Origin of the sequence: Streptosporangium becharense, assembly GCF_014204985.1 — a bacterium.
Classification (GTDB): Bacteria; Actinomycetota; Actinomycetes; order Streptosporangiales; family Streptosporangiaceae; genus Streptosporangium; species Streptosporangium becharense.
Genome location: NZ_JACHMP010000001.1, coordinates 1,700,200 through 1,718,616 on the forward strand (window position 1 = coordinate 1,700,200; position 18,417 = coordinate 1,718,616).

General features: G+C 72.4%; 16 protein-coding genes. 5 read left to right on the forward strand and 11 right to left on the reverse strand.

What is annotated here, in order from left to right; all coding sequences use genetic code 11:
- Positions 1-94: 94 nt before the first annotated feature.
- Positions 95-2,173 (reverse strand): bifunctional aldolase/short-chain dehydrogenase, encoded by a 2,079-nt coding sequence (locus F4562_RS07265; protein WP_184854765.1) that lies wholly within the window; start codon positions 2,171-2,173, stop codon positions 95-97.
- A 441-nt stretch (positions 2,174-2,614) separates the two neighbouring features.
- On the opposite strand from F4562_RS07265, the gene F4562_RS07270 reads away from it, so the two are divergent.
- Positions 2,615-3,583, forward strand: coding sequence for an acetylxylan esterase (locus F4562_RS07270; RefSeq protein WP_184541867.1), 969 nt, complete (start codon positions 2,615-2,617; stop codon positions 3,581-3,583).
- Positions 3,584-3,764: 181 nt separating this feature from the next.
- On the forward strand, positions 3,765-4,772 hold the full coding sequence (locus F4562_RS07275) for a LacI family DNA-binding transcriptional regulator (RefSeq protein ID WP_184541869.1): 1,008 nt from the start codon (positions 3,765-3,767) through the stop codon (positions 4,770-4,772).
- Positions 4,773-4,895: 123 nt separating this feature from the next.
- On the opposite strand, the gene F4562_RS07280 is transcribed toward F4562_RS07275, so the two are convergent.
- Entirely contained in the window at positions 4,896-5,633 is a 738-nt protein-coding gene (locus tag F4562_RS07280) for a lysophospholipid acyltransferase family protein (protein ID WP_184541871.1), read from the reverse strand.
- Between the two features lie 149 nt (positions 5,634-5,782).
- Here F4562_RS07280 and F4562_RS07285 point away from each other — a divergent pair, with 149 nt between their 5' ends.
- A complete protein-coding gene (locus F4562_RS07285) occupies positions 5,783-6,547 on the forward strand; it encodes an alpha/beta hydrolase (RefSeq protein WP_184541873.1) in 765 nt (254 codons plus the stop codon).
- 66 nt (positions 6,548-6,613) lie between these two features.
- The gene (locus F4562_RS07290) at positions 6,614-7,090 is read left to right on the forward strand and encodes a hypothetical protein (protein WP_184541875.1); all 477 of its coding nucleotides are present in this window, start codon (positions 6,614-6,616) and stop codon (positions 7,088-7,090) included.
- A 107-nt stretch (positions 7,091-7,197) separates the two neighbouring features.
- Here the strand turns inward: F4562_RS07290 and F4562_RS07295 are convergent, their stop codons facing one another.
- The 6 genes from F4562_RS07295 to F4562_RS07320 form a co-directional block, all read right to left on the reverse strand.
- Complete coding sequence (locus tag F4562_RS07295; protein ID WP_184541877.1) at positions 7,198-8,316, reverse strand: hypothetical protein; 1,119 nt, start codon at positions 8,314-8,316, stop codon at positions 7,198-7,200.
- Between the two features lie 77 nt (positions 8,317-8,393).
- Positions 8,394-9,170: an endonuclease/exonuclease/phosphatase family protein gene (locus tag F4562_RS07300; RefSeq protein ID WP_184541887.1), complete on the reverse strand. Its 777-nt coding sequence runs from the start codon at positions 9,168-9,170 to the stop codon at positions 8,394-8,396.
- Between the two features lie 130 nt (positions 9,171-9,300).
- On the reverse strand, positions 9,301-10,245 hold the full coding sequence (locus tag F4562_RS07305; RefSeq protein ID WP_184541896.1) for an ROK family glucokinase: 945 nt from the start codon (positions 10,243-10,245) through the stop codon (positions 9,301-9,303).
- 26 nt (positions 10,246-10,271) lie between these two features.
- On the reverse strand, positions 10,272-11,405 hold the full coding sequence (locus tag F4562_RS07310) for a hypothetical protein (protein ID WP_184541898.1): 1,134 nt from the start codon (positions 11,403-11,405) through the stop codon (positions 10,272-10,274).
- Between the two features lie 162 nt (positions 11,406-11,567).
- Positions 11,568-12,005 carry an SRPBCC family protein gene (locus F4562_RS07315; protein ID WP_184541900.1) on the reverse strand — a complete coding sequence of 146 codons (438 nt, stop codon included), beginning with the start codon at positions 12,003-12,005 and terminating at the stop codon, positions 11,568-11,570.
- 152 nt (positions 12,006-12,157) lie between these two features.
- Positions 12,158-12,901, reverse strand: a complete 744-nt coding sequence (locus tag F4562_RS07320; RefSeq protein ID WP_375782472.1) for a metallophosphoesterase family protein — start codon at positions 12,899-12,901, stop codon at positions 12,158-12,160.
- Between the two features lie 232 nt (positions 12,902-13,133).
- Here F4562_RS07320 and F4562_RS07325 point away from each other — a divergent pair, with 232 nt between their 5' ends.
- Entirely contained in the window at positions 13,134-14,927 is a 1,794-nt protein-coding gene (locus F4562_RS07325; RefSeq protein WP_184541904.1) for an AMP-dependent synthetase/ligase, read from the forward strand.
- A 24-nt stretch (positions 14,928-14,951) separates the two neighbouring features.
- On the opposite strand, the gene F4562_RS07330 is transcribed toward F4562_RS07325, so the two are convergent.
- The 3 genes from F4562_RS07330 to F4562_RS07340 are packed head-to-tail and all read right to left on the reverse strand — an operon-like array spanning position 14,952 to position 18,282.
- The gene (locus F4562_RS07330; protein ID WP_184541906.1) at positions 14,952-16,067 is read right to left on the reverse strand and encodes a glycosyltransferase family 4 protein; all 1,116 of its coding nucleotides are present in this window, start codon (positions 16,065-16,067) and stop codon (positions 14,952-14,954) included.
- Entirely contained in the window at positions 16,064-17,338 is a 1,275-nt protein-coding gene (locus F4562_RS07335; protein ID WP_184541908.1) for a M48 family metallopeptidase, read from the reverse strand. Before F4562_RS07335 ends, F4562_RS07330 begins: the two co-directional genes overlap by 4 nt.
- Positions 17,338-18,282 (reverse strand): gluzincin family metallopeptidase, encoded by a 945-nt coding sequence (locus tag F4562_RS07340; protein WP_184541910.1) that lies wholly within the window; start codon positions 18,280-18,282, stop codon positions 17,338-17,340. The genes F4562_RS07335 and F4562_RS07340 overlap by 1 nt, the downstream gene beginning before the upstream one ends.
- Between the last annotated feature and the right edge of the window lie 135 nt (positions 18,283-18,417).

Sequence of the window (18,417 nt, forward strand, 5' to 3'; positions counted from 1 at the left end):
CCGGGACGGAGCCCTTTCGGCGCGGAAGCGCGGTGGCCGTTCCGGCCCCCGAACCCCCACCCCCACCCCCGGACCGGAACCCCCCGGGGGGTCCTCAGCGCAGGAACGCCGCGGCCACCCCGGCATCGACCGGAATGTGCAACCCGGTGGTCTGGGTCAACTGGGTCAGCTGGAACACCGCCCCGGCGATATGCTCGGGCAGCACCTCCCGCTTCAACAACGTGCGCTGCGCGTAGTACTCCCCCAACTCCTCCTCCGCCACCCCGTACACCGCGGCCCGGTTGGCCCCCCACCCCGAGGCGAAGATCCCCGACCCGCGCACCACCCCGTCCGGATTGATCCCGTTGACCCGGATCCCGTACCGGCCCAGCTCCGCGGCCAGCAACCGCACCTGATGCGCCTGATCGGCCTTGGCCGCCCCATAGGCCACGTTGTTCGGCCCGGCGAACACCGCGTTCTTCGAGGCGATGTACACCAGCTCCCCGCCCATGCCCTGCTCGATCATCACCCGGGCGCTCTCCCGCGCCACCAGGAACGACCCGCGGGCCATCACGTCATGCTGCAGGTCCCAGTCGGCCACACTGGTCTCCAGCAGCGACCGCGACAACGACAACCCGGCGTTGTTGACCACCAGGTCCACCCCGCCGAAGGCCAGCACCGCCGCCCGCACCGCGGCGATCACCTGCGCCTCGTCGGTGACGTCCACCTCCACCGCGACCGCCACGTCCGCCACCCGATGCGCACCCGCGCCGATCTGCCCGGCCACCGCCTCGGCGGCGGCCACATCCCGGTCGGCCACCACCACGCACGCCCCCTCCGCGGCCAACCGGCGCGCGGTGGCCGCACCGATCCCCGACCCGCCGCCGGTGACCAGCGCCACCCGCGCCGCCAGCGGCCGCGGCGCCGGCATCCGGCGCAGCTTGGCCTCCTCCAGCTCCCAGTACTCGATGCGGAACTTCTCCGCCTCCTCAATCGGCGCATACGCCGACACCGCCTCGGCACCGCGCATCACGTTGATCGCGTTGAGGTAGAACTCCCCGGCCACCCGGGCGGTCTGCTTGTCCTTGCCGAAGGAGAACATGCCCACCCCGGGCACCAAAACGATCGCCGGGTCCGCGCCGCGCATCGCCGGCGAGGACGCGGTGGCGTGCCGGGCGTAGTAGGCGGCGTAGTCGGCCCGGTAGGCGGCGTGCAACTCGCGCAACCGCTCGATCGCCTGCTCCAGCGGGGCGGTGGCCGGCAGGTCCAGCACCAGCGGCGCCACCTTGGTACGCAGGAAATGATCCGGGCAGGAGGTGCCCAGCGCGGCCAACCGCCGGTGCTCGGCCCGCGACAGGAAGTCCAGCACCTCGAAGGTGGCGGTGTAGTGGCCCACCTGGGCGGCGTCGGTGGAGGCCAGACCGCGGACCACCGGCAGCAGCGCCGCGGCCCGCGCCAGCCGCTCCTGCTCGCCCAGCGGCTCATAACCGGCCAGCACCGGCCCGAACGGGTCCGGGCGGCCGTGCTCGGCGAGGTAGGCCTCCGCGGTGCGGATGATCTCCAGCGAGTTGGCCTGGCACTGCTGCGAGGTCTCCCCCCAGGCGGTGATGCCGTGCCCGCCCAGGATGCATCCGATCGCCTGCGGATGCGCCGCCTGGATCGCGGCGATGTCCAGGCCCAGCTGGAACCCGGGCCGCCGCCACGGCACCCACACCACCCGGTCGCCGAAGATCCGCGTGGTCAGCTCCTCACCGTCGGCCGCGGTGGCGATCGCGATACCGGCGTCGGGATGCAGGTGGTCCACGTGCGCGGCCTGGATCAGGCCATGCATCGCGGTGTCGATCGACGGCGCCGCCCCGCCGGGCCCGAAGGCGCAGAAATCGAACGCGGCGACCATCTCGTCCTCCCGGTCCACCCCCGGGTACACGCCGGTCAGCGCGCGCAGCCGGTCCAGGCGCAGCACCGCCAGCCCGGCCTCGCGCAGCGTGCCCAGGTCACCGCCGGAGCCCTTGACCCACATCAGCTCCACCGGCGTGCCGGTGACCGGATCGACCGCGGTGCCCTTGGCCGAGGTGTTCCCACCCGCGAAGTTCGTGTTGCGCGGATCGGCACCCAACGCGTGCGACCGCCGCAACAGCTCCTCAACCGGCGAAGGCGACGAAGGCGACGAAGGCGACGAAGGCGACGAAGGCATGGCATCTCTCCACTCACTCGTCGTGCGACGTCCACGCTCCGGTGGTGGACGCGTCACACGGGTTCCGTTTCTAAAACGTTTTAAGCACGAAGTGTGGCGCTACGCATGCCATAGAAGACCGACCAGGCCACTCCGTACCCTCATTTGATTAGCACGTTTTTATCACCGCGGTCCGTCTCGGCGGCGGCCGGGGGCACGCTCACCGAGCTGGGCGCCGGAGGCGGCGCCGCGGAGCGCACGGGAAGCGGAGGAGGCGACGTGGCACAGCACCCGGGAAGCGGAAGGGGCGGCGTGGCGGAACGCGCGGGGAATCGCCACAATGAGGCCGGTGCCCCGGCCGCGTCATGCCCCATCCCGTCGCCCGGAGCGCCAGGCACGTCCGGCGACGGGCGGCCGGCCCGCCGCCCTCCGCCGGAGAACGTCTCGATCTCGGGAGATCATTTGTTCATCGACATGCCCCTCGACCAGCTCAGGGAGTACCGGCCCGAGCGCCGGGAGCCCGCCGGGTTCGACGCCTTCTGGGAGAAGACGCTGGCCGAGGCCCGCGAGCACGACCTGGGCGCCGTCTTCACCGAGGTGGACACCGGCCTGACGCTGGTGCGCTGCTTCGACGTCCGCTTCGCGGGCTTCGGCGGGCACGAGATCAAGGGGTGGTTCCTGGTGCCCGCCGCGGTCGACGGACCGCTGCCGTGCGTGGTGCAGTACATCGGCTACAACGGGGGCCGCGGCCGGCCGCACGACTGGCTCACCTGGCCCGCGGCCGGCTGGGCGGTCTTCGTGATGGACTCCCGCGGCCAGGGCGGGGGCTGGAGCGCCGGCGACACCGCCGACCCGGTGGGCGGCACCGGGCCCCAGGTCGGCGGCAAGCTCACCCAGGGCGTACTCGACCCGCACGACTACTACTACCGGCGCCTGTACACCGACGGCGTCCGCGCCGTCGAGGCGGCCCGCACGCACCCCCTGGTGGACGCCTCCCGCGTCGTCGTCTCCGGCGGCAGCCAGGGCGGGGCTATCGCCCAGGCGGTGAGCGCGCTGGTGCCCGGCCTGCTGTTCGCCTTCATCGACGTGCCGTTCATGTCCCACCTCCGCCGCGCCGCCGAGATCACCGACGAGGACCCGTACGGCGAGCTCGGCCGGTTCCTCAAGACGCACCGTCACCGTGTCGACCAGGTGTTCGACACTCTCGACCACTTCGACGGCCTGAACTTCGCCGCCCGCAACACCACCCCCGCTCTCTTCTCGGTGGGCCTGCGCGACGGCGTCACCCCCGCCTCCACGGTCTTCGCGGCCTACAACCACCACGCGGGCCCCAAGGACATCAAGGTGTGGGCTTTCAACGGCCACGAGGGCGGCGCCTCCGACCAGGTCGCCGAACACCTCAGGACCGCCGGGAAGCTGCTGGCCCGGTAGGCTCCGGGCCCGGCCGGGTGCCGCCGCCCCGCCGGGCCCCTCACACCGCCGGCGGAATACGACTCCACCCCATTTCCCCATGAAACGTTTTACCCCTCGCCGGATACGCGGCGGTGCGAAATCGCGTGCATCATCGCGGTTTCCTGGCGCGCAAACTGTTATTACGTTTTAATCTAGAGCCATGAGTTCGGTGAGCATCAAGGAAGTCGCCGCTCGGGCCGGGGTGTCGCCCGGGACGGTGTCCAACGTGCTCAACCGCCCGGAGAAGGTCGCCTCGACCACCCGCCGCCGGGTCGAGGAGGCCATCCGAGAGCTCGGGTTCGTCCGGCACGGCTCCGCCTCCAGCCTGCGCGCCGGGCACAGCCGCACCGTCGGACTGTCGGTGATCGACATCGGTAACCCCTTCTTCACCGACGTGGCGGCCGGAGTGGAGGAGGTGGCCAGCGAGCGCGGTTACGCGGTGATCCTGGGCAACTCCTCGGGCGACCGCCTCAAGGAGGAGCGCAACCTGCTGGTCTTCGCCGAACAGCGGGTCCGCGGGGTGCTCATCACTCCCGCCGGGGAGAACATGTCCAAGGTCGACCGGCTCAGGGAACGCGGCATCAGCGTCGTCCTGGTGGACCACCCGGCCGAGCGTCCCGACCAGTGCTCGGTGGCGGTCAACGACGTCACCGGCGGCGCGATGGCCGTCTCCCATCTGCTGGCCTCCGGCGCCGAGCGGATCGCGTACGTCACCGGCCCCCTCACCGTCCGCCAGTGCGCCGACCGGCTGGTCGGCGCCGAGCGAGCGCTGACCGACGCCGGACGTGACCCCCGGGAGTCGCTGAAGGAGATCCCCATGGGCGCGATGAACGCCAGGTCCGGTCAGCAGGCGGCGGAGAAGCTGCTCGCGGAGGGCCACCTGCCGGACGCCGTGTTCTGCGCCAACGACCTGCTGGCCCTGGGCCTGCTGCGCGGGCTGCTCCAGGCGGGCGTGCGCGTCCCGCAGGACGTCTCCCTCGTCGGCTACGACGACATCGACTTCGCGTCGGCCTCGGCGGTCTCGCTCACCTCGGTCCGCCAGCCGACCCACCGGCTCGGCCGGGTCGCCACCGAGCTACTGCTGGACGAGTGCGACAACCCCGGATCGCACGCCCACCAGCAGATCATGTTCCAGCCGGAGCTGGTCGTGCGCGAGTCGACCCGCTGAGCGCTCCCCTCCGGCGCCATGAGGCATCACGAAGTGCCACCGGGCACCACGGGCATCACGAGACGCTGCGCGACGGACCCGGCATGAGACGCGCTGAGACGGGCCCGGCTCGATGGCCGGCCGTCAGCCGCGCCCCCGGGGCCCCCGGGTGTCCTTGGCGGTCTGCTTGGCCTCCATCGCGGCGCGGGTGGCCTCGACCTTGGCGCTGGCGGCGTACTTGTCGACGTACTCCTGCCCGGACAGCTCCATCAACGCGTACATGATCTCGTCGGTGACGGCGCGCAGGACGAGGCGGTCCTCCTCCATCCCGTAGTAGCGGGAGAAGTCGAGCGGCTTGCCGAACTTCACGCCCGGCCGGATGCCCAGCTTGGGGACGAGGCTGCCGGGAGGCATCATCTCGAAGGTGTTGACCATCGCCCACGGGACGACCTGGACGCGTGACTCCAGCGCCAGCCGGGCCACGCCGGTCTTGCCCTTGTAGAGGCGGCCGTCGTGGGAGCGGGTGCCCTCCGGGTAGATGGCGAGCACCTGCCCCTCGGCGAGGATCCGCTTGCCGGTGCGCAGGGCCGCCTCGCTCGCCTTGCCGCCGGAGCGGTCGATGGGGACGGTGCCGACCCCACTGAAGAAGGCCCTGCTGAGCATGCCCTTGAGGCCGCGGCCGGTGAAATAGTCGGACTTGCCGAGGGAGATGACCTTCCGCCGCAGGAAGAGCGCACCGAAGAAATGGTCGGCGAACGACAGGTGGTTCCCGGCCAGGATCACCGGTCCTTGCTTGGGCACGTTGTCCAGGCCCTCCACCCACGGACGGAAGATCACATGGAGGAGGGGCGAGAGGATGGCCTTCACCACCCAGTAGAACACTCGATGCTCCTTTGGTAGACGGGCGGGAACCTGGAATTATCCTCCCATCTCCGGGGGTACCCACCTACCCCACAGAAGCGCCCAAAACGACCTCTCGCAAAACACGTCCCAGTCATGCGACGATCGGTCGAACCTGACAAGGAGCCGCGATGCCAGTCATGCCCGGCGCCGAGCCGTACCACCACGAGGGAGGGCGGATCGGCGTCCTGCTCTGCCACGGATTCACCGGGTCGCCGCAGTCTCTGCGTCCCTGGGCCGAGTATCTGGCCGAGGCCGGCATGACCGTGGCGCTCCCCCGGCTGCCGGGCCACGGCACCACCTGGCAGGAGATGAGCCGCACCCGCTGGGAAGACTGGTACGCCGAGCTCGACAGGTCCCTGGGCGATCTGCGGGGGCGCTGCGACGAGGTCTTCGTCATGGGCCTGTCGCTCGGGGGCTGCCTGGCGCTGCGGCTGGCGGAGGTGCACGGTGCGGGGATCACCGGGGTGGTGGTCGTCAACCCGTCGGTGGCCAACGACGTGCCGCTGCTGAAGCTGGCGCCGGTGCTGAAGTTCGTGATCTCCTCGGTCCCGGGGGTGGCCGGAGACATCAAGAAGGAGGGGGCGGCCGAGCTCGGCTACACTCGCACGCCGGTCAGGGCCGCGGCCTCCCTGCCCCGGCTGTGGGCGTTGACCCGGTCCGAGCTGGAAAAGATCACCCAGCCCGTACTGGTCTTCCACAGCCCGCAGGACCATGTGGTGAAACCGACCAGTGTGCGTATTCTGCGGGAAAAGCTGACCAGGGGGAATCTGAATGTGGTGGAGCTCGCCGACAGCTACCACGTCGCGACGCTTGACAACGATGCCGATCGGATCTTTGCCGGGAGCCTGGAGTTCATCAGGACGTACGCGTCTGTACCCTTGCAGGGAGACTGATCGCGAGCGGGGGATGCGCGGTCTCCGGGAGAAAGTGATCGGCCGATGAGCAACGGGCCCAGCTAAGTGACACCTCAAAGCGATGAGGACGAGGTCTGGCGTCAGATCGTCGCCTCCTTCAACGACACCGCCGAGCGCGCCTCGGGCGATCAGCCCTGGCCGGACAGCGAGAATCTGCCGGCCGAACCTCCGCGACGGGTGATCAAGCAGTCGGACGAGGAAGAGCTCCTGCGGGAGGACGACCTTCCCACGCCCGGACACGAGTCCGAGGGTGAGCAGGCCGACGCGGACGACGAGGGGCACTACGTGCCGCCACCGCCGCCTCCGTTGCCCAAGACCGACACCACCACCAAGATCGCGTGGTTGGCGTTGTTCGGCGGTCCCGCCTATCTGCTGCTCAGCGCGGCGCTGAACTGGCATCTGGAAGGCTGGATGCTGTTCACCGCGGTCGCCGCGTTCATCGGCGGCTTCGTGGCGCTGGTGGTCCGCATGGGTGACGGCCCGCCCGGCGGCTCCGGCTGGGACGACGGCGCCGTCGTCTGAGCATCGCCGTCCCCGTGCCGCACGCTCCGGCGCCGCACGACCCGGCCCAGCCCGGTACGGCCCGGCTCGGTACGGCCCAGCCCGTTACGACCCGGTGCGGCTTACGGCTACGGCTTGGGGACGCCGAAGCGCTCGATCACGTCGGTGTACCTGCCGGAGGCGTCGACCACGTGGCCGACGGCCCACACGGTGCCGGTGCCCGGCAGGTAGGCCACCGACTGCAGGCGCACCGTCCGGGAGGTGTCCGCCTCGGGGCCGCGCAGCGGCTCGACCGTGCGGCCGTCGTAGCGGGCCAGGAACGCCTCTCCGGGCTGCCCGAGATCGACCCCGGAGATCCAGAAGTGGCCCTTGCGGTCGCCGGTCACCCCGTACAGACGGACGTCCCCGGGCGGCGGGGTCACCCGGGACCATTTCCTGCCGTTCCACGACAGGACCAGCGGGACGACCTCGCCGCCGCTCTGGTGGACCCCGCCGACGGCCAGGGCCCGCCTGGGGCCGTCGATGTGGACGTCGCGCAGGTAGCCGCCGGGAATGTCGGGGGTCTTGAACGGCTTCCAGCGCCCGTCGGACTGCCTCATGATCAGCGGCTTGCCGTCGGCGTCGCCCACCGCCCAGCCCTCGCTCTTCCCGGACAGCGACACCCCGTACAGCGTGCCCCGGTCGGGAAGGTGGGTCAGCTTCCACTTCCCGTCGGCACCGGTCACCATCAGCGGTTGCCCGTCGCGGCGGCCGACGGCGGTCACCCTGCCTGAGACGGCGGCGACGCCGCCGAGCCAGTCGCCCACGTGCAGCCGGTCGAGGACGACCCGGTCGAAGGACGCCCCGTCTCCCCTGGCCAGGTACGGCAGGCCGTCGTGGCCCTCACCCACCGCCCAGAGCTCGTCCGCGGAGGCCGCCGCGATGGAACGCAGCGATCCCGCCCCGGTGGGGTCGTTGCGGATGCCGACCTCGTTCCACGACGAGCCGTCCCAGTGGGTGATCGCGCCGCGGCTCTGCCAGACGTCCCAGACGCTCTGCTGGCCGACCGCCCAGATGCTCGTGGCCGAGACCGCCGCCACGTCGGACAGCGAGCCGTCCTTGCTCAACCCGGCGCTGGCCGGAGCCTGCCACGCCTCCGCCACGGGCGGGCTGACAGGGTCGGCGTGAGCGACGGACGGGTGCGAGGACAGCAGGAGCAGGCCTCCCGCGCACAGAGCCAGCGCACGCCGCGGAAGGCGACGGGTCATGCACCAAATGGTACGGGCGGCTTCCCATCGTCGCGTGCAGCTCCGGCCAGATGATGGTCACGATCGGGAAAGACGATCTACCGATTCTCACCGGCGCCGTGCCGCCCGAGACCGCTTCCGAGGTCCCGGGCCGCTTCGCCCGCACCGCCGATCCCACCCGGATCAGCGCAGGTCAACTCGGCGATCACCGGAAGATGGTCGGTGGCGGCCACCAAGTCGGCGGGGTCGGCCCCGGCGTCGCCGCAGGAGACCACGGACAGGTCCGGCGCCGCGAAAATCGCATCGATGCGCAGGTGCGGACCGCGGGCCGGGAAGGTGAGACCCGCGCCGCGCGGCGAGACCGGATAGCAGTCGGTCAGCCGCTCGGTGAGATGCCGCCAGCCCGGCTGGTCCGCCTGCTCGTTGATGTCCCCGGCCAGCACCGGCAGCGCGTCGAACCGGTCGGCCGTGGCCCGCAGCAGCGCCAGCGCCTCGGCCGCGTGGCGCACCCGGGCGGTCTCGTCCAGGTCCAGGTGGACGGAGCCCACGGCGGCACGCCATCCGTCGGACTCCACCACGCCGATGGCGATGGCGCGCCGTTCCAGGCCGAGGAAGGGCTGCAGCAGGTGTCCCTCCCCGTGCACCACCCTCACCCCGGGCCCGGCCAGGACGGCGACACCGCCCCTGCGGCGGCCCGCCACCACGCTCAGCCCGCCGAAGGCGGCGAGCCGCACGCGTTTGCGGCGCCAGCGCAGGAAGCGGGGTGCCTCCTGCACGCACAGCACGTCGGCGCGGAGCGCGGCGACCACCCGCTCCAGCGCCCCGACGTCGTCCTTCATCGAGCGGACGTTGTAGCTGGCGACCCTGAGCACCACGCGACCACTCCACTTCACCGGTGGACACCGCGGGCGTGACCGCGTCACCCTCCCGCCGACGCCCGCGTCCGGCAGGGGGAGCCGCCCCGCGCGTACGCGGCCCCGCGGAACGCGGGAGGGCGGTGCGGGATCAGCGATGCCGTGCCAGGTCCGCCGCGCCGACCAGTCCCGCGGAGGCGCCGAGCTCGGCCAGGCGGACGTCGGCCGGCGGACGGTGCCCCCGCCCGGTCAGCGAGCGGAGGAAGCTCTCCCTGGCCTGGTCGAACCAGATGTCGGCGGCGGTCGACACGCCGCCGCCGAGGATGAAGCAGCCCGGGTCGAGGACGGCGGCGAGATCGGCCAGGCCCTGGCCGATCCAGCGGGCGATCCAGGAGAACGCGTCCAGCGCCACCGGGTCACCCTGGCGGGCGGCCTCGGTGACCTCGTTGCCGTCGATCCGGTCGGGGGTGCCTCCGGCGATCTCCAGCAGCGTGGCGGCCCGCTCCGGGTCGTGCTCGGCCATCCTCCTGGCCTCCTTGGCGAGGGCGTTGCCGCTGGCGTACTGCTCCCAGCAGCCGAGGTTGCCGCAGCCGCACAACCGCCCCTCGGGGACCGTCTGCATGTGCCCCAGCTCGGCGCCCATGCCCCAGCGGCCCCGGTAGAGCGAGCCGTCGAACACGATGCCGCCGCCGATGCCCGTGCCGACGGTCACGCACACCACGTGGCTCTCACCGCGTCCGGCGCCGAACCGCGCCTCACCCCACGCCATCGCGTTGGCGTCGTTCTCCACCACGACGGGCAGACCGACGAGGTCGGACACCTTCTTCTGCAGGGGCTCCTCGCGCCAGGCGAGGTTAGGGGCGAACCGCACCACGGACCGGGTCTCGTCGACGAACCCGGCGGCACCGAGCCCCACCGCTTCGATCTCCCGGCTCTTGGCGAGTTCCAGGATCGCGTCGGCGACCGTATGAGCGACCTGATCGGGATTGTCGGCCGGAGTGGGCCGCAGAAGATGCTCGACGATCTGGCCCTCCTCGTCGACCACTCCCGCCGCGACCTTCGTCCCGCCGATGTCAACGCCGATGGTCAGCGCCATTGTCCACTCACCCTTTCCCCCTGGGCTCACCCCAGGTCGATGTGCTCCACGGGGGGTTCCTCTCGCCCGCGCTCCCGTGCCCGGCGGCCCGGCGGAGGGCTGTTCAGCCCGTCGACGGCCGACTTGAACGCGGCGAACAACTCCGTGCCGGCCTGTACGAGGTGCTCGGTGACGGCGCCGCCCGACTCGCGCTGGGCGGCCATGGCGCGGCAGACGGGGCAGGCCCGGCAGATGTACTCCTCGTGATCGGAGACCGCCTCCTCCCACACGTCCCGGTCTCTCCTGCGGCCGCCACCGGAGAACGCGCCGCCGAACCCGCTCATCGTGCCCTTGATCAGACCCTTGCCCAGCTCCCTGGCGGCTCTGCGCTGCAGGGCCTCCAGAAGCTTGGACGCCTCCTCGACCGCGCTGCCCAGCGGGTCGCCGGCCCGTGCCGACCGCGCCTCCCCCGGCGACCGGCGGTCGCTCCCGGCGCGTTCGTCGCTCCGCTGCCGCTCGGTGTGCCGGGGACGTTCCGCGTGCCGGGGGTGTTCCGCGCGTTCCGCGTGCTGGGCCCGGGGCGACCGCTCCGCGTGACCGGTACGGGGAGACGCCGTGGCACGCCAGGACCTCGTCTCGCGCGCGGCGCGCTCGGCGCGCTCGAACCAGGCGGCACGTGCCCTCTGCTCGGCCTGCGCGGCACGCTCGGCCTCTTCCCGCGCGGCACGCTCGGCCTCTTCCCGCGCGGCACGCTCAGCCTCTTCCGCGGCCCGTGTCTCATGCCCGGCCTGCGGCCCGCCCGGGGTCGCCGCCTCATCGGCCTTGCCCGCGGTCTCGGCCTTGCCCGAACCACCGGCTCCGCCGGTCCTCGTGGTCTTGCCCGTACCCGTGGTCCTGCCCGCACCCGCAGGCTTGGGGGCGTCGGCCGCCTTCGCGGTACGGGCGGCCTTCGCCGCGGCGCCCGCCGCCTTCGCGGTCGTCCCGCTCCTCGTCGTCCTCTTCGCCGTCCCGCCCTTCGCGGGCGTGCGGGCCTTCGCCGCCTCCCCGGGAGCCACCGCCTCCCCGGGCGTGGCCGGCGTTCCGGAGGCTGTGGACGTCACCGGGGACGTCTCGGTCCCCGCGGTCTTCCGGGGCGTCCGCGGCTTGCGCGTCTTTCCTGCGTCGTTCGTGTTATCGGTCATCAGGCCCTCCCGAATCGAACCGTACCCGGAGAAACCCTTCTCGGAGCGCCGCGTCGCGCACCCGCCCCGCGGACCTGCGCGGCGGGCAGGGCCCGGACCCCGCTCACCCGGCCGGGTGGCGTGGGTCCCGGTTTCGGGACCGTAGCGGAGCGGCCGGCCCGCTCACGGGGCCTCCACGCGCTTCTTCAGCCCCTTCAGGGCGGTGTCGATGATGACCTTCTCCGCCTTGCGCCTGATCATGCCGATCATCGGGACCTTGAGCTCGACCGCGAGCTCGTACGTCACCTCGGTGCCGCCGCCCGTCCCGGCCAGCCGGTAGCTGCCGGTGAGCCCCGAGACCATCTTGCCGCCCTCGACGATGCTCCACTCGACGGACTCGTCGTCGTGCCAGGTGTAGCCGAGGGTGTACTCGTCACTGATCACACCTGCGTCCAGGACGAAACGGACGGTGGCCGGACGGCCGTCCTCCCCGGTGGAGAGCACCTGCACCGCCTTCACCTGACCCGCCCACTGCGGGTAGGAGGGGAAATCGGCGATGACCGTCATGATGGTCGACCGGTCCGCGCCGATCGTGATGCTGGAAGTGGTGCGATCAGCCATGGGCTAACCGTACTCGGTTCACGATCGCCCGCGTACGTCCGGCGGCGCCGGACCTGGCTGGGAAACCGCACTCCGGCGGCGCCGGGCGGGGCCGGGTGCCCGGGGACCGCCGGGGTCCCGCGACCGCTCCACCGCGGGACCCCGGTGGGCCGCTACCACTCCAGCGCGAAGGGCACACCCCGGCCGCGGAAGTGCCCCACGTTGAGGCACTCGGTCCTGCCGATACGGGTGCGGCTCGCCAGGGGCTGGTGAACGTGACCGAACAGGGCGTAGCGCGGTTGGGTCCGCCGGATCAGCTCCAGCGTGGCCTCGCTGCCCCGCTCGAAACGCCGGGCCACCACGTCGTAGAGCAGCTCGGGGACGGCGGGGGGGATGTGGCAGCAGAGCACGTCCACCTCGCCCACCGCCTCGACCTTGCGGGCGAACTCCTCCTCGTCGATCTCGTTGGGGGTCCGGTACCGGGTGCGCAGGCCGCCCCCGACGAACCCGAACCGCAGGCCGCCGATCTCCACCGTCTCCCCGTCGAGCACCCGGTGCCCGTCCCTGACGTACTCCGGCCACAGGCGCGGCAGGTCCACGTTGCCGTAGGTGAGGTAGGCCGGGGTCGGCATCGCGGCGAATATCTCACCGTACTGCCGCCGCACGGAACGCTCGATGTGGTCGCGGGGGTCGCCCTCCAGCGAGGCCCACAGGGCGGCGGACATCGCGCGGGCCTCGTCGAACCGCTTGGCCGTGCGCAACCCGATGAACTCCGAGGCGCGTTCGGCCCCGAACAGCTCGGCGAAGATGCCCTGCGAGTGGTCGTCGTAATCGACGAAGAGGATCAGGTCGCCGAGGCAGATCAGCGCGTCGGCCCCGTCTCCCGCACGGGCCAGGGCGTCGGCTCTTCCGTGCACATCACTGACGACATGAACCCGCATGCGGAGATCCTAACCATCGATGAATACCGGCATAAGGGACAGGGAAGGGACGGGGGCGGCGACGGCGCGGCCGGAGATCTTCACACGAGGAGGCTTGGTACGGTGAAACCTCCCTCCATAACGCCTGGGTGACGAATCTACTCATGCGTAACTCATCGCGATAGCTTCCAGGCAGCCCATCGAATCGTGCGTCCTCAGGAGTGACCCCGTGCGCGAGTACAGCGTCCCCGTGATGGTGGATGTCCCCGCCTCCGCCAACCTGACCGACACGGTGTTCCAGCGCGCCGAAAAGGAGCCGGGAACCGTGGTCATGCGGCGCAGGGTCGGGGACGACTGGTCCGCCGTCACCGCGGCCGAGTTCCGTGACCAGGTCGTGGCGGTGGCCAAGGGCCTGATCGCGGCAGGTGTGGAACCGGGCGACCGGGTGGCCCTGATGTCGCGCACCCGCTACGAGTGGACCGTCGTCGACTACGCCGTCTGGGCGGCGGGGGCGGTCGGCGTGCCGATCTACGAGACCTCCTCGGCCGAGCAGGTCGGGTGGATCCTCTCCGACAGCGGGGCCAGAGCCGTCTTCGTCGAACTGGAGGAGCACGAGGCGACCGTCCGCGAAGGCGCGTCGGAGCTGCCGGAGCTCAAGGACGTCTGGCGCATCGAGGGCGGCGGGCTGGAGCGGCTCGCCGCGGACGGCGCCGAGGTCTCCGACGAGACGCTGGCCGAACGCAGGGCCGGCCGCGTCGCCGCCGACCTGGCCACGATCGTCTACACCTCGGGCACCACCGGCAGGCCCAAGGGTTGCCGGCTGACCCACGACAACCTGCTGTTCACCGCCAGGAACGTGGCGCGCGGCCCGCTGGAGCGGCTGTTCACCGTGCAGGGCAGGGCGGCGCTGCTCTTCCTCCCGCTCGCGCACGTCTTCGCGCGCATCATCCAGATCGTGCTGGTCGAGACCGCCACGGTCATGGCGCACACCCCCAACATGCGCAACGTCGGCCCCGACCTGCAGTCGTTCAAGCCCACGTTCCTGCTCGGCGTGCCCCGCGTGTTCGAGAAGGTCTACAACACCGCCGAGCAGAAGGCCGCCGCCGGGGGCAAGAGCCGGATCTTCCACGCCGCCGTCGCCACCGCCATCGACTGGAGCAGGGCGGAGTCGTCCGGCGGCGCCGGGCTGCTCCTCACCCTCAAGCGCGCGCTGTTCGACAAGCTCGTCTACGCCAAGCTCCGGGCCGCCACCGGCGGCAGGCTGTCGGCCGCGGTGTGCGGCGGCTCCGCGCTGGGCGAGCGGCTGGGCCACTTCTTCCGGGGCGTGGGCATCGAGGTCTTCGAGGGCTGGGGCCTGACGGAGACCTCCGCGCCGTCCTCGGTGAACATACCGGGCGCCAACAAGGTGGGCACCGTCGGCAAGCCGTTCCCCGGCGTCACCATCGCCGTCGGCGACGACGGCGAGGTGCTGGTCAAGGGCCGCCACGTCTTCGCGGGCTACTGGAACAACGACGAGGCCACCGCCGAGGTGATCGACGCCGACGGCTGGTTCCACACCGGTGACATCGGCGAGCTCGACAACGACGGCTACCTGCGCATCACCGGCCGCAAGAAGGAGATCATCGTCACCGCCGCGGGCAAGAACGTCGCCCCGGCCCCGCTGGAGGACCGCATCCGGGCCCACCCGCTGGTCAGCCAGGCGATGGTGGTCGGCGACGACCGTCCCTTCGTCGCGGCGCTGGTCACGCTCGACCCCGAGGCCCTGGAGCAGTGGAAGAGCGCCAACGGCAGGTCCGGGGCCGCCCTCGCCGAGCTCCGGTCCGACCCGGCCGTCCTCGCCGAGATCCAGAAGGCGGTGGACGAGGCCAACCGGTCCGTCTCCAAGGCCGAGCAGATCAAGAAGTTCGTCGTGCTCGACACCGACCTCACCGAGGAGAGCGGGCACATCACCCCGTCGCTGAAGGTGAAGCGCGACCTCGTGATGCGCGACTTCGCCCAGGAGATCGACTCCCTCTACGGCTGACCGGCTCCCCCGCGGCCGGGAGGTCTACGCCGGTTCGAGGAGCCCGGCGAACCGGGAGGCGACGAGGTCCCAGCTCCACTCGCGCGCGACCCACTCCCGGCCGCGTTCTCCCATGGCCCGTGCCCGCACCGGGTCCCTCAGCAGCCCGGACAGCGCCGCGGCGACCTCCCGGGGGGACCTGCCGTCGACCACCAGGCCGGTCTCCCCGTGCCGTACGGCGTCGGGGGCCCCGCCGGACGCGCCGGCCACCACGGGCAGCCCGCTGGCGGACGCCTCCAGGTAGACGATGCCGAGCCCTTCGACGTCGGCGCCGCCCAGGCGGGTCCGGCACGGCATGGCGAACACGTCTCCGGCGGCGAGGTGACCGGGCAGCTCCGCCTCCGGCACCGGGCCGGTCATCCTGACCGACCCGCCCAGCGGCCGGGCCAGCCGTTCCAGCTTCCTGCGGTAGGGGCCGCCGCCGACGATCAGGAGCACGGCCCGGGGCACGTCGCGCAGTACCGCGGGCCAGGCGCGCAGCAGCGTGTCCTGGCCCTTGCGGGGCACCAGCCTCGACAGGCAGACCACCACCGGCCGCTCGCCCAGCCCCAGCACCGCGCGCACCCGCGCTCCGTCCGCGCCGGGGTGGAAGACCGCGGTGTCGACTCCGGGCGCGAGCCGGACGAGCCTGCCCTCCGGGATCGCCCCGGCCAGCCTCCTGCGGGTGTACTCGCCCAAGTAGGTGACGACGTCGGCGTGCGCGCCGATCCGTGCGAGCAGGCGGCGGCCGGCCGGGAACCCGGCCCACGCCGCCTCGTGGCCGTGCGTGACCATGACGACCCGGTCCGCCCCCGCCGCGCGTACCCGGGGTGCGAGCAGCCCGAGCGGGGCCGCCGCCCCGAAGACCACGGTGTCGCACCCGAACTCGGCGATCAGGCCGGCGGCCCGGCGTGCGACGGCGGGCGTGGGCAGCATCAGCGAGGTGGGGTGCCGCACGACCGGGTACGGCTGGCGCAGGTCGAAGTCCGCGCATCCGGGCCAGTCGGGGGCGTAGACGACCACGCTGTCCGGCGGCAGCCGGGAGACGAGGCCGTGCACGAACGACTGGATGCCACCGGTCCGGGGCGGGAAGTCGTTCGTGACGACGAGCGTACGTTTCACGGCTCCCGCAACCCGTTCAGCAGGGCCCAGGAGCGCGCCATGGCGATGCGCTCCGGCGCCGGAGGATGAGAGACATAGAGCACATACTCGACGACGTCCGGCGACAGGTCCGAGATGTTGGTGACCGAAAGCCGTTTCTGCATGGCGACGAACGTCGCCGGGTCCCGGGTGAGGTCCAGCGCGTGGGCGTCGGCACGGGCCTCGATGTGCCTGCTGACCAGGTTCGTCGCCGGCCCCGACAGGACCGTGGCCAGGCTCAGTGCCCCCGTCAGCAGGGCCGCCGCCCGCGGGTCGCCGAGTGAGGAGAGCCCGGTCCGCCGCCGTACCGCCCCCGCCGAGGTCACCGCGTAGAGCAGGCAGGCGCCGAAGGCCGAGCCGAGACCGCCGATGAGTGTGCCCGCCAGCACGTCACCCGCCTCGGCGTGACCCAGCTCGTGCGCCACCACCAGCTCCACCTCGTCGGCGGGGGCCTGAAGCAGGGTGTCGTAGACGACGATCCTGCGGGTCGCGCCGAACCCGGAGACGTAGGCGTTGAGCGCGGTGGTCCGGCGGGAGGCGTCCGCGACGAGCACGTCGTCGACCGGCACGCCGTCGCGGGCGGCCATGGCCAGCAGATCGTCGCGGAGCTGCCCGGCGGGCATCGGCCGGAAGTCGTTGAAGAGCGGCTCGACCACCACCGGGTAGGCGAACGACGCCAGCAGGGTCAGCCCGAACGCACCGGCCGCCGCGGGGATCCACCAGTTCCGGTAACGCCGCGCCAGCGCGATGACGGCCAGCACCATGATCGCGATCAGCGCGGTCCTGACGCCGATGTTCTTGAGCCGGTCGGCCGTCCAGGTCAGCCAGGTCTGGGTGGACAGCCCGAAGTCACGCAGGTAGGTCTCCGACCACACGCCCAGCGGCCAGCGCAGCGCCTCGGTCGCCGCGGACAGCGCCACGACGCCCAGCAGTGCCCGCCACCACCACGGCCCTCGCAGGCGGCCGACCAGCCGCCCGCCCAGCGGGGTGGCCACCAGCACCCCGGCGACGACCAGGGTGAGCCCCAGTGACAGGTAGCCGGGGACGCCGACCAGCGCGTCGAAGGTCTCGGACCGGGCGATCTGGGCGGGGGTGAAGTCACGGGCCGGGTCCGGAGCGACCTGCGGCGCGTTCCCGGGCAGCGTCCGCCAGGGCGTGGTGAACGCCACCACCGCCAGCGTGACCGCTCCGAGAGCGGCCAGCGCCCACCCCGCCGCGCGCGTGCCCGCGGGCTTCTCCGTCGTGATCGGCATCAGGTGAGTTCCCTCCGGAGGTAGTCGCGCCATGCCTCGGTGAGCCCGGCCTCCGGCAGGCCCAGCGTGCTCCCGACATCGTTACCGTAGAGCCTCACCAGTGCCCTCTCGCCGAAGCGCTCCGCGATGAACCGGCAGGCGAGCCACGCCTCCTCGTACGCCTGGGCGAGGCGGGGGGCGCCGGGGGCGAAGTCGGCGGACACCGGGAGGCGGACGGGGACGGTGCCCGCGCGCACCTCCGTGGCGAGTTCGGCGGCGGCCTCGCGGACCGGGATCGGGGCGTCGCGGTATCCCACGTAGTCGGCGAACCCCTCCGACAGCCACACCGGCACCCGGCCGCCCCGGGTCGCGCCGGTGGCCACGTGGGTGAGCTCGTGGGCGACGACCACGTCCCGGCCGGTCGGGGTGAGCCGCGCGTAACCCGAGGGCAGGACGATCACCCGGTCGGCCGTCGCCATCGCGGCCAGTCCCCGGGTGCTCCCGGCCCCGGCGAGCGCCGCGGCCTCGGCGTCGGTGGCGGGGAACAGGACCAGGGCCCGCACCGGCCCCCAGACGGCCCCGACCGCGCGGCGGGCCTGGTCGGCCCGGACCGCCAGGTCACGCAGGGCGGTGGACGGGACCCGGTGACCGAGCACCAGGGAGTGCTCGCCCCGGACGGCGGTGACCTCACCGGGCCATAGTCCCGGAACGTCCGGTGGCAGGTCACGGAGGTCGGGCGGCAGGTCGCGGAGGTCGCGGGGAAACCCGGGGAGGACGCGGGGGCCGCCCGGCGGGGTCTCCGGCGCGGAGGCCCGGGGGCTTCCCGGGGCATCGGGTGCGGTGTCCGGCTCGCGCGAGGACCACCCGGCACCGCCGTGCAGCGGCCCGGCCCCGGAGAGCGAACCGGCGCTCATCAGCGCCAGCATCCCGGCGAGCACGGCGCGGCGCCCTTTCGGGGTGGACATACGGCTCGATACTACTTGACGGTCACGGATCCGGCCGGGACGCGCCGCGCGACGCCGACGGTGATGACACGGCGGCGAACGCAGTCGGGCCGACGCGGGGACGCCTGCCCGGAGACGGGGGCCGACCGGCGGACG

Bases quoted from the DNA above. Each gene is read 5' to 3' on its own strand.
- F4562_RS07275 (WP_184541869.1), top strand. From the start codon at position 3,765: ATGAGTTCGGTGAGCATCAAGGAAGTCGCCGCTCGGGCCGGGGTGTCG.
- F4562_RS07310 (WP_184541898.1), bottom strand. From the start codon at position 11,405: ATGACCGATAACACGAACGACGCAGGAAAGACGCGCAAGCCGCGGACG.
- F4562_RS07340 (WP_184541910.1), bottom strand. From the start codon at position 18,282: ATGTCCACCCCGAAAGGGCGCCGCGCCGTGCTCGCCGGGATGCTGGCG.
- F4562_RS07335 (WP_184541908.1), bottom strand. From the start codon at position 17,338: ATGCCGATCACGACGGAGAAGCCCGCGGGCACGCGCGCGGCGGGGTGG.
- F4562_RS07295 (WP_184541877.1), bottom strand. From the start codon at position 8,316: ATGACCCGTCGCCTTCCGCGGCGTGCGCTGGCTCTGTGCGCGGGAGGC.
- F4562_RS07285 (WP_184541873.1), top strand. From the start codon at position 5,783: ATGCCAGTCATGCCCGGCGCCGAGCCGTACCACCACGAGGGAGGGCGG.
- F4562_RS07265 (WP_184854765.1), bottom strand. From the start codon at position 2,173: ATGCCTTCGTCGCCTTCGTCGCCTTCGTCGCCTTCGTCGCCTTCGCCG.
- F4562_RS07315 (WP_184541900.1), bottom strand. From the start codon at position 12,005: ATGGCTGATCGCACCACTTCCAGCATCACGATCGGCGCGGACCGGTCG.
- F4562_RS07305 (WP_184541896.1), bottom strand. From the start codon at position 10,245: ATGGCGCTGACCATCGGCGTTGACATCGGCGGGACGAAGGTCGCGGCG.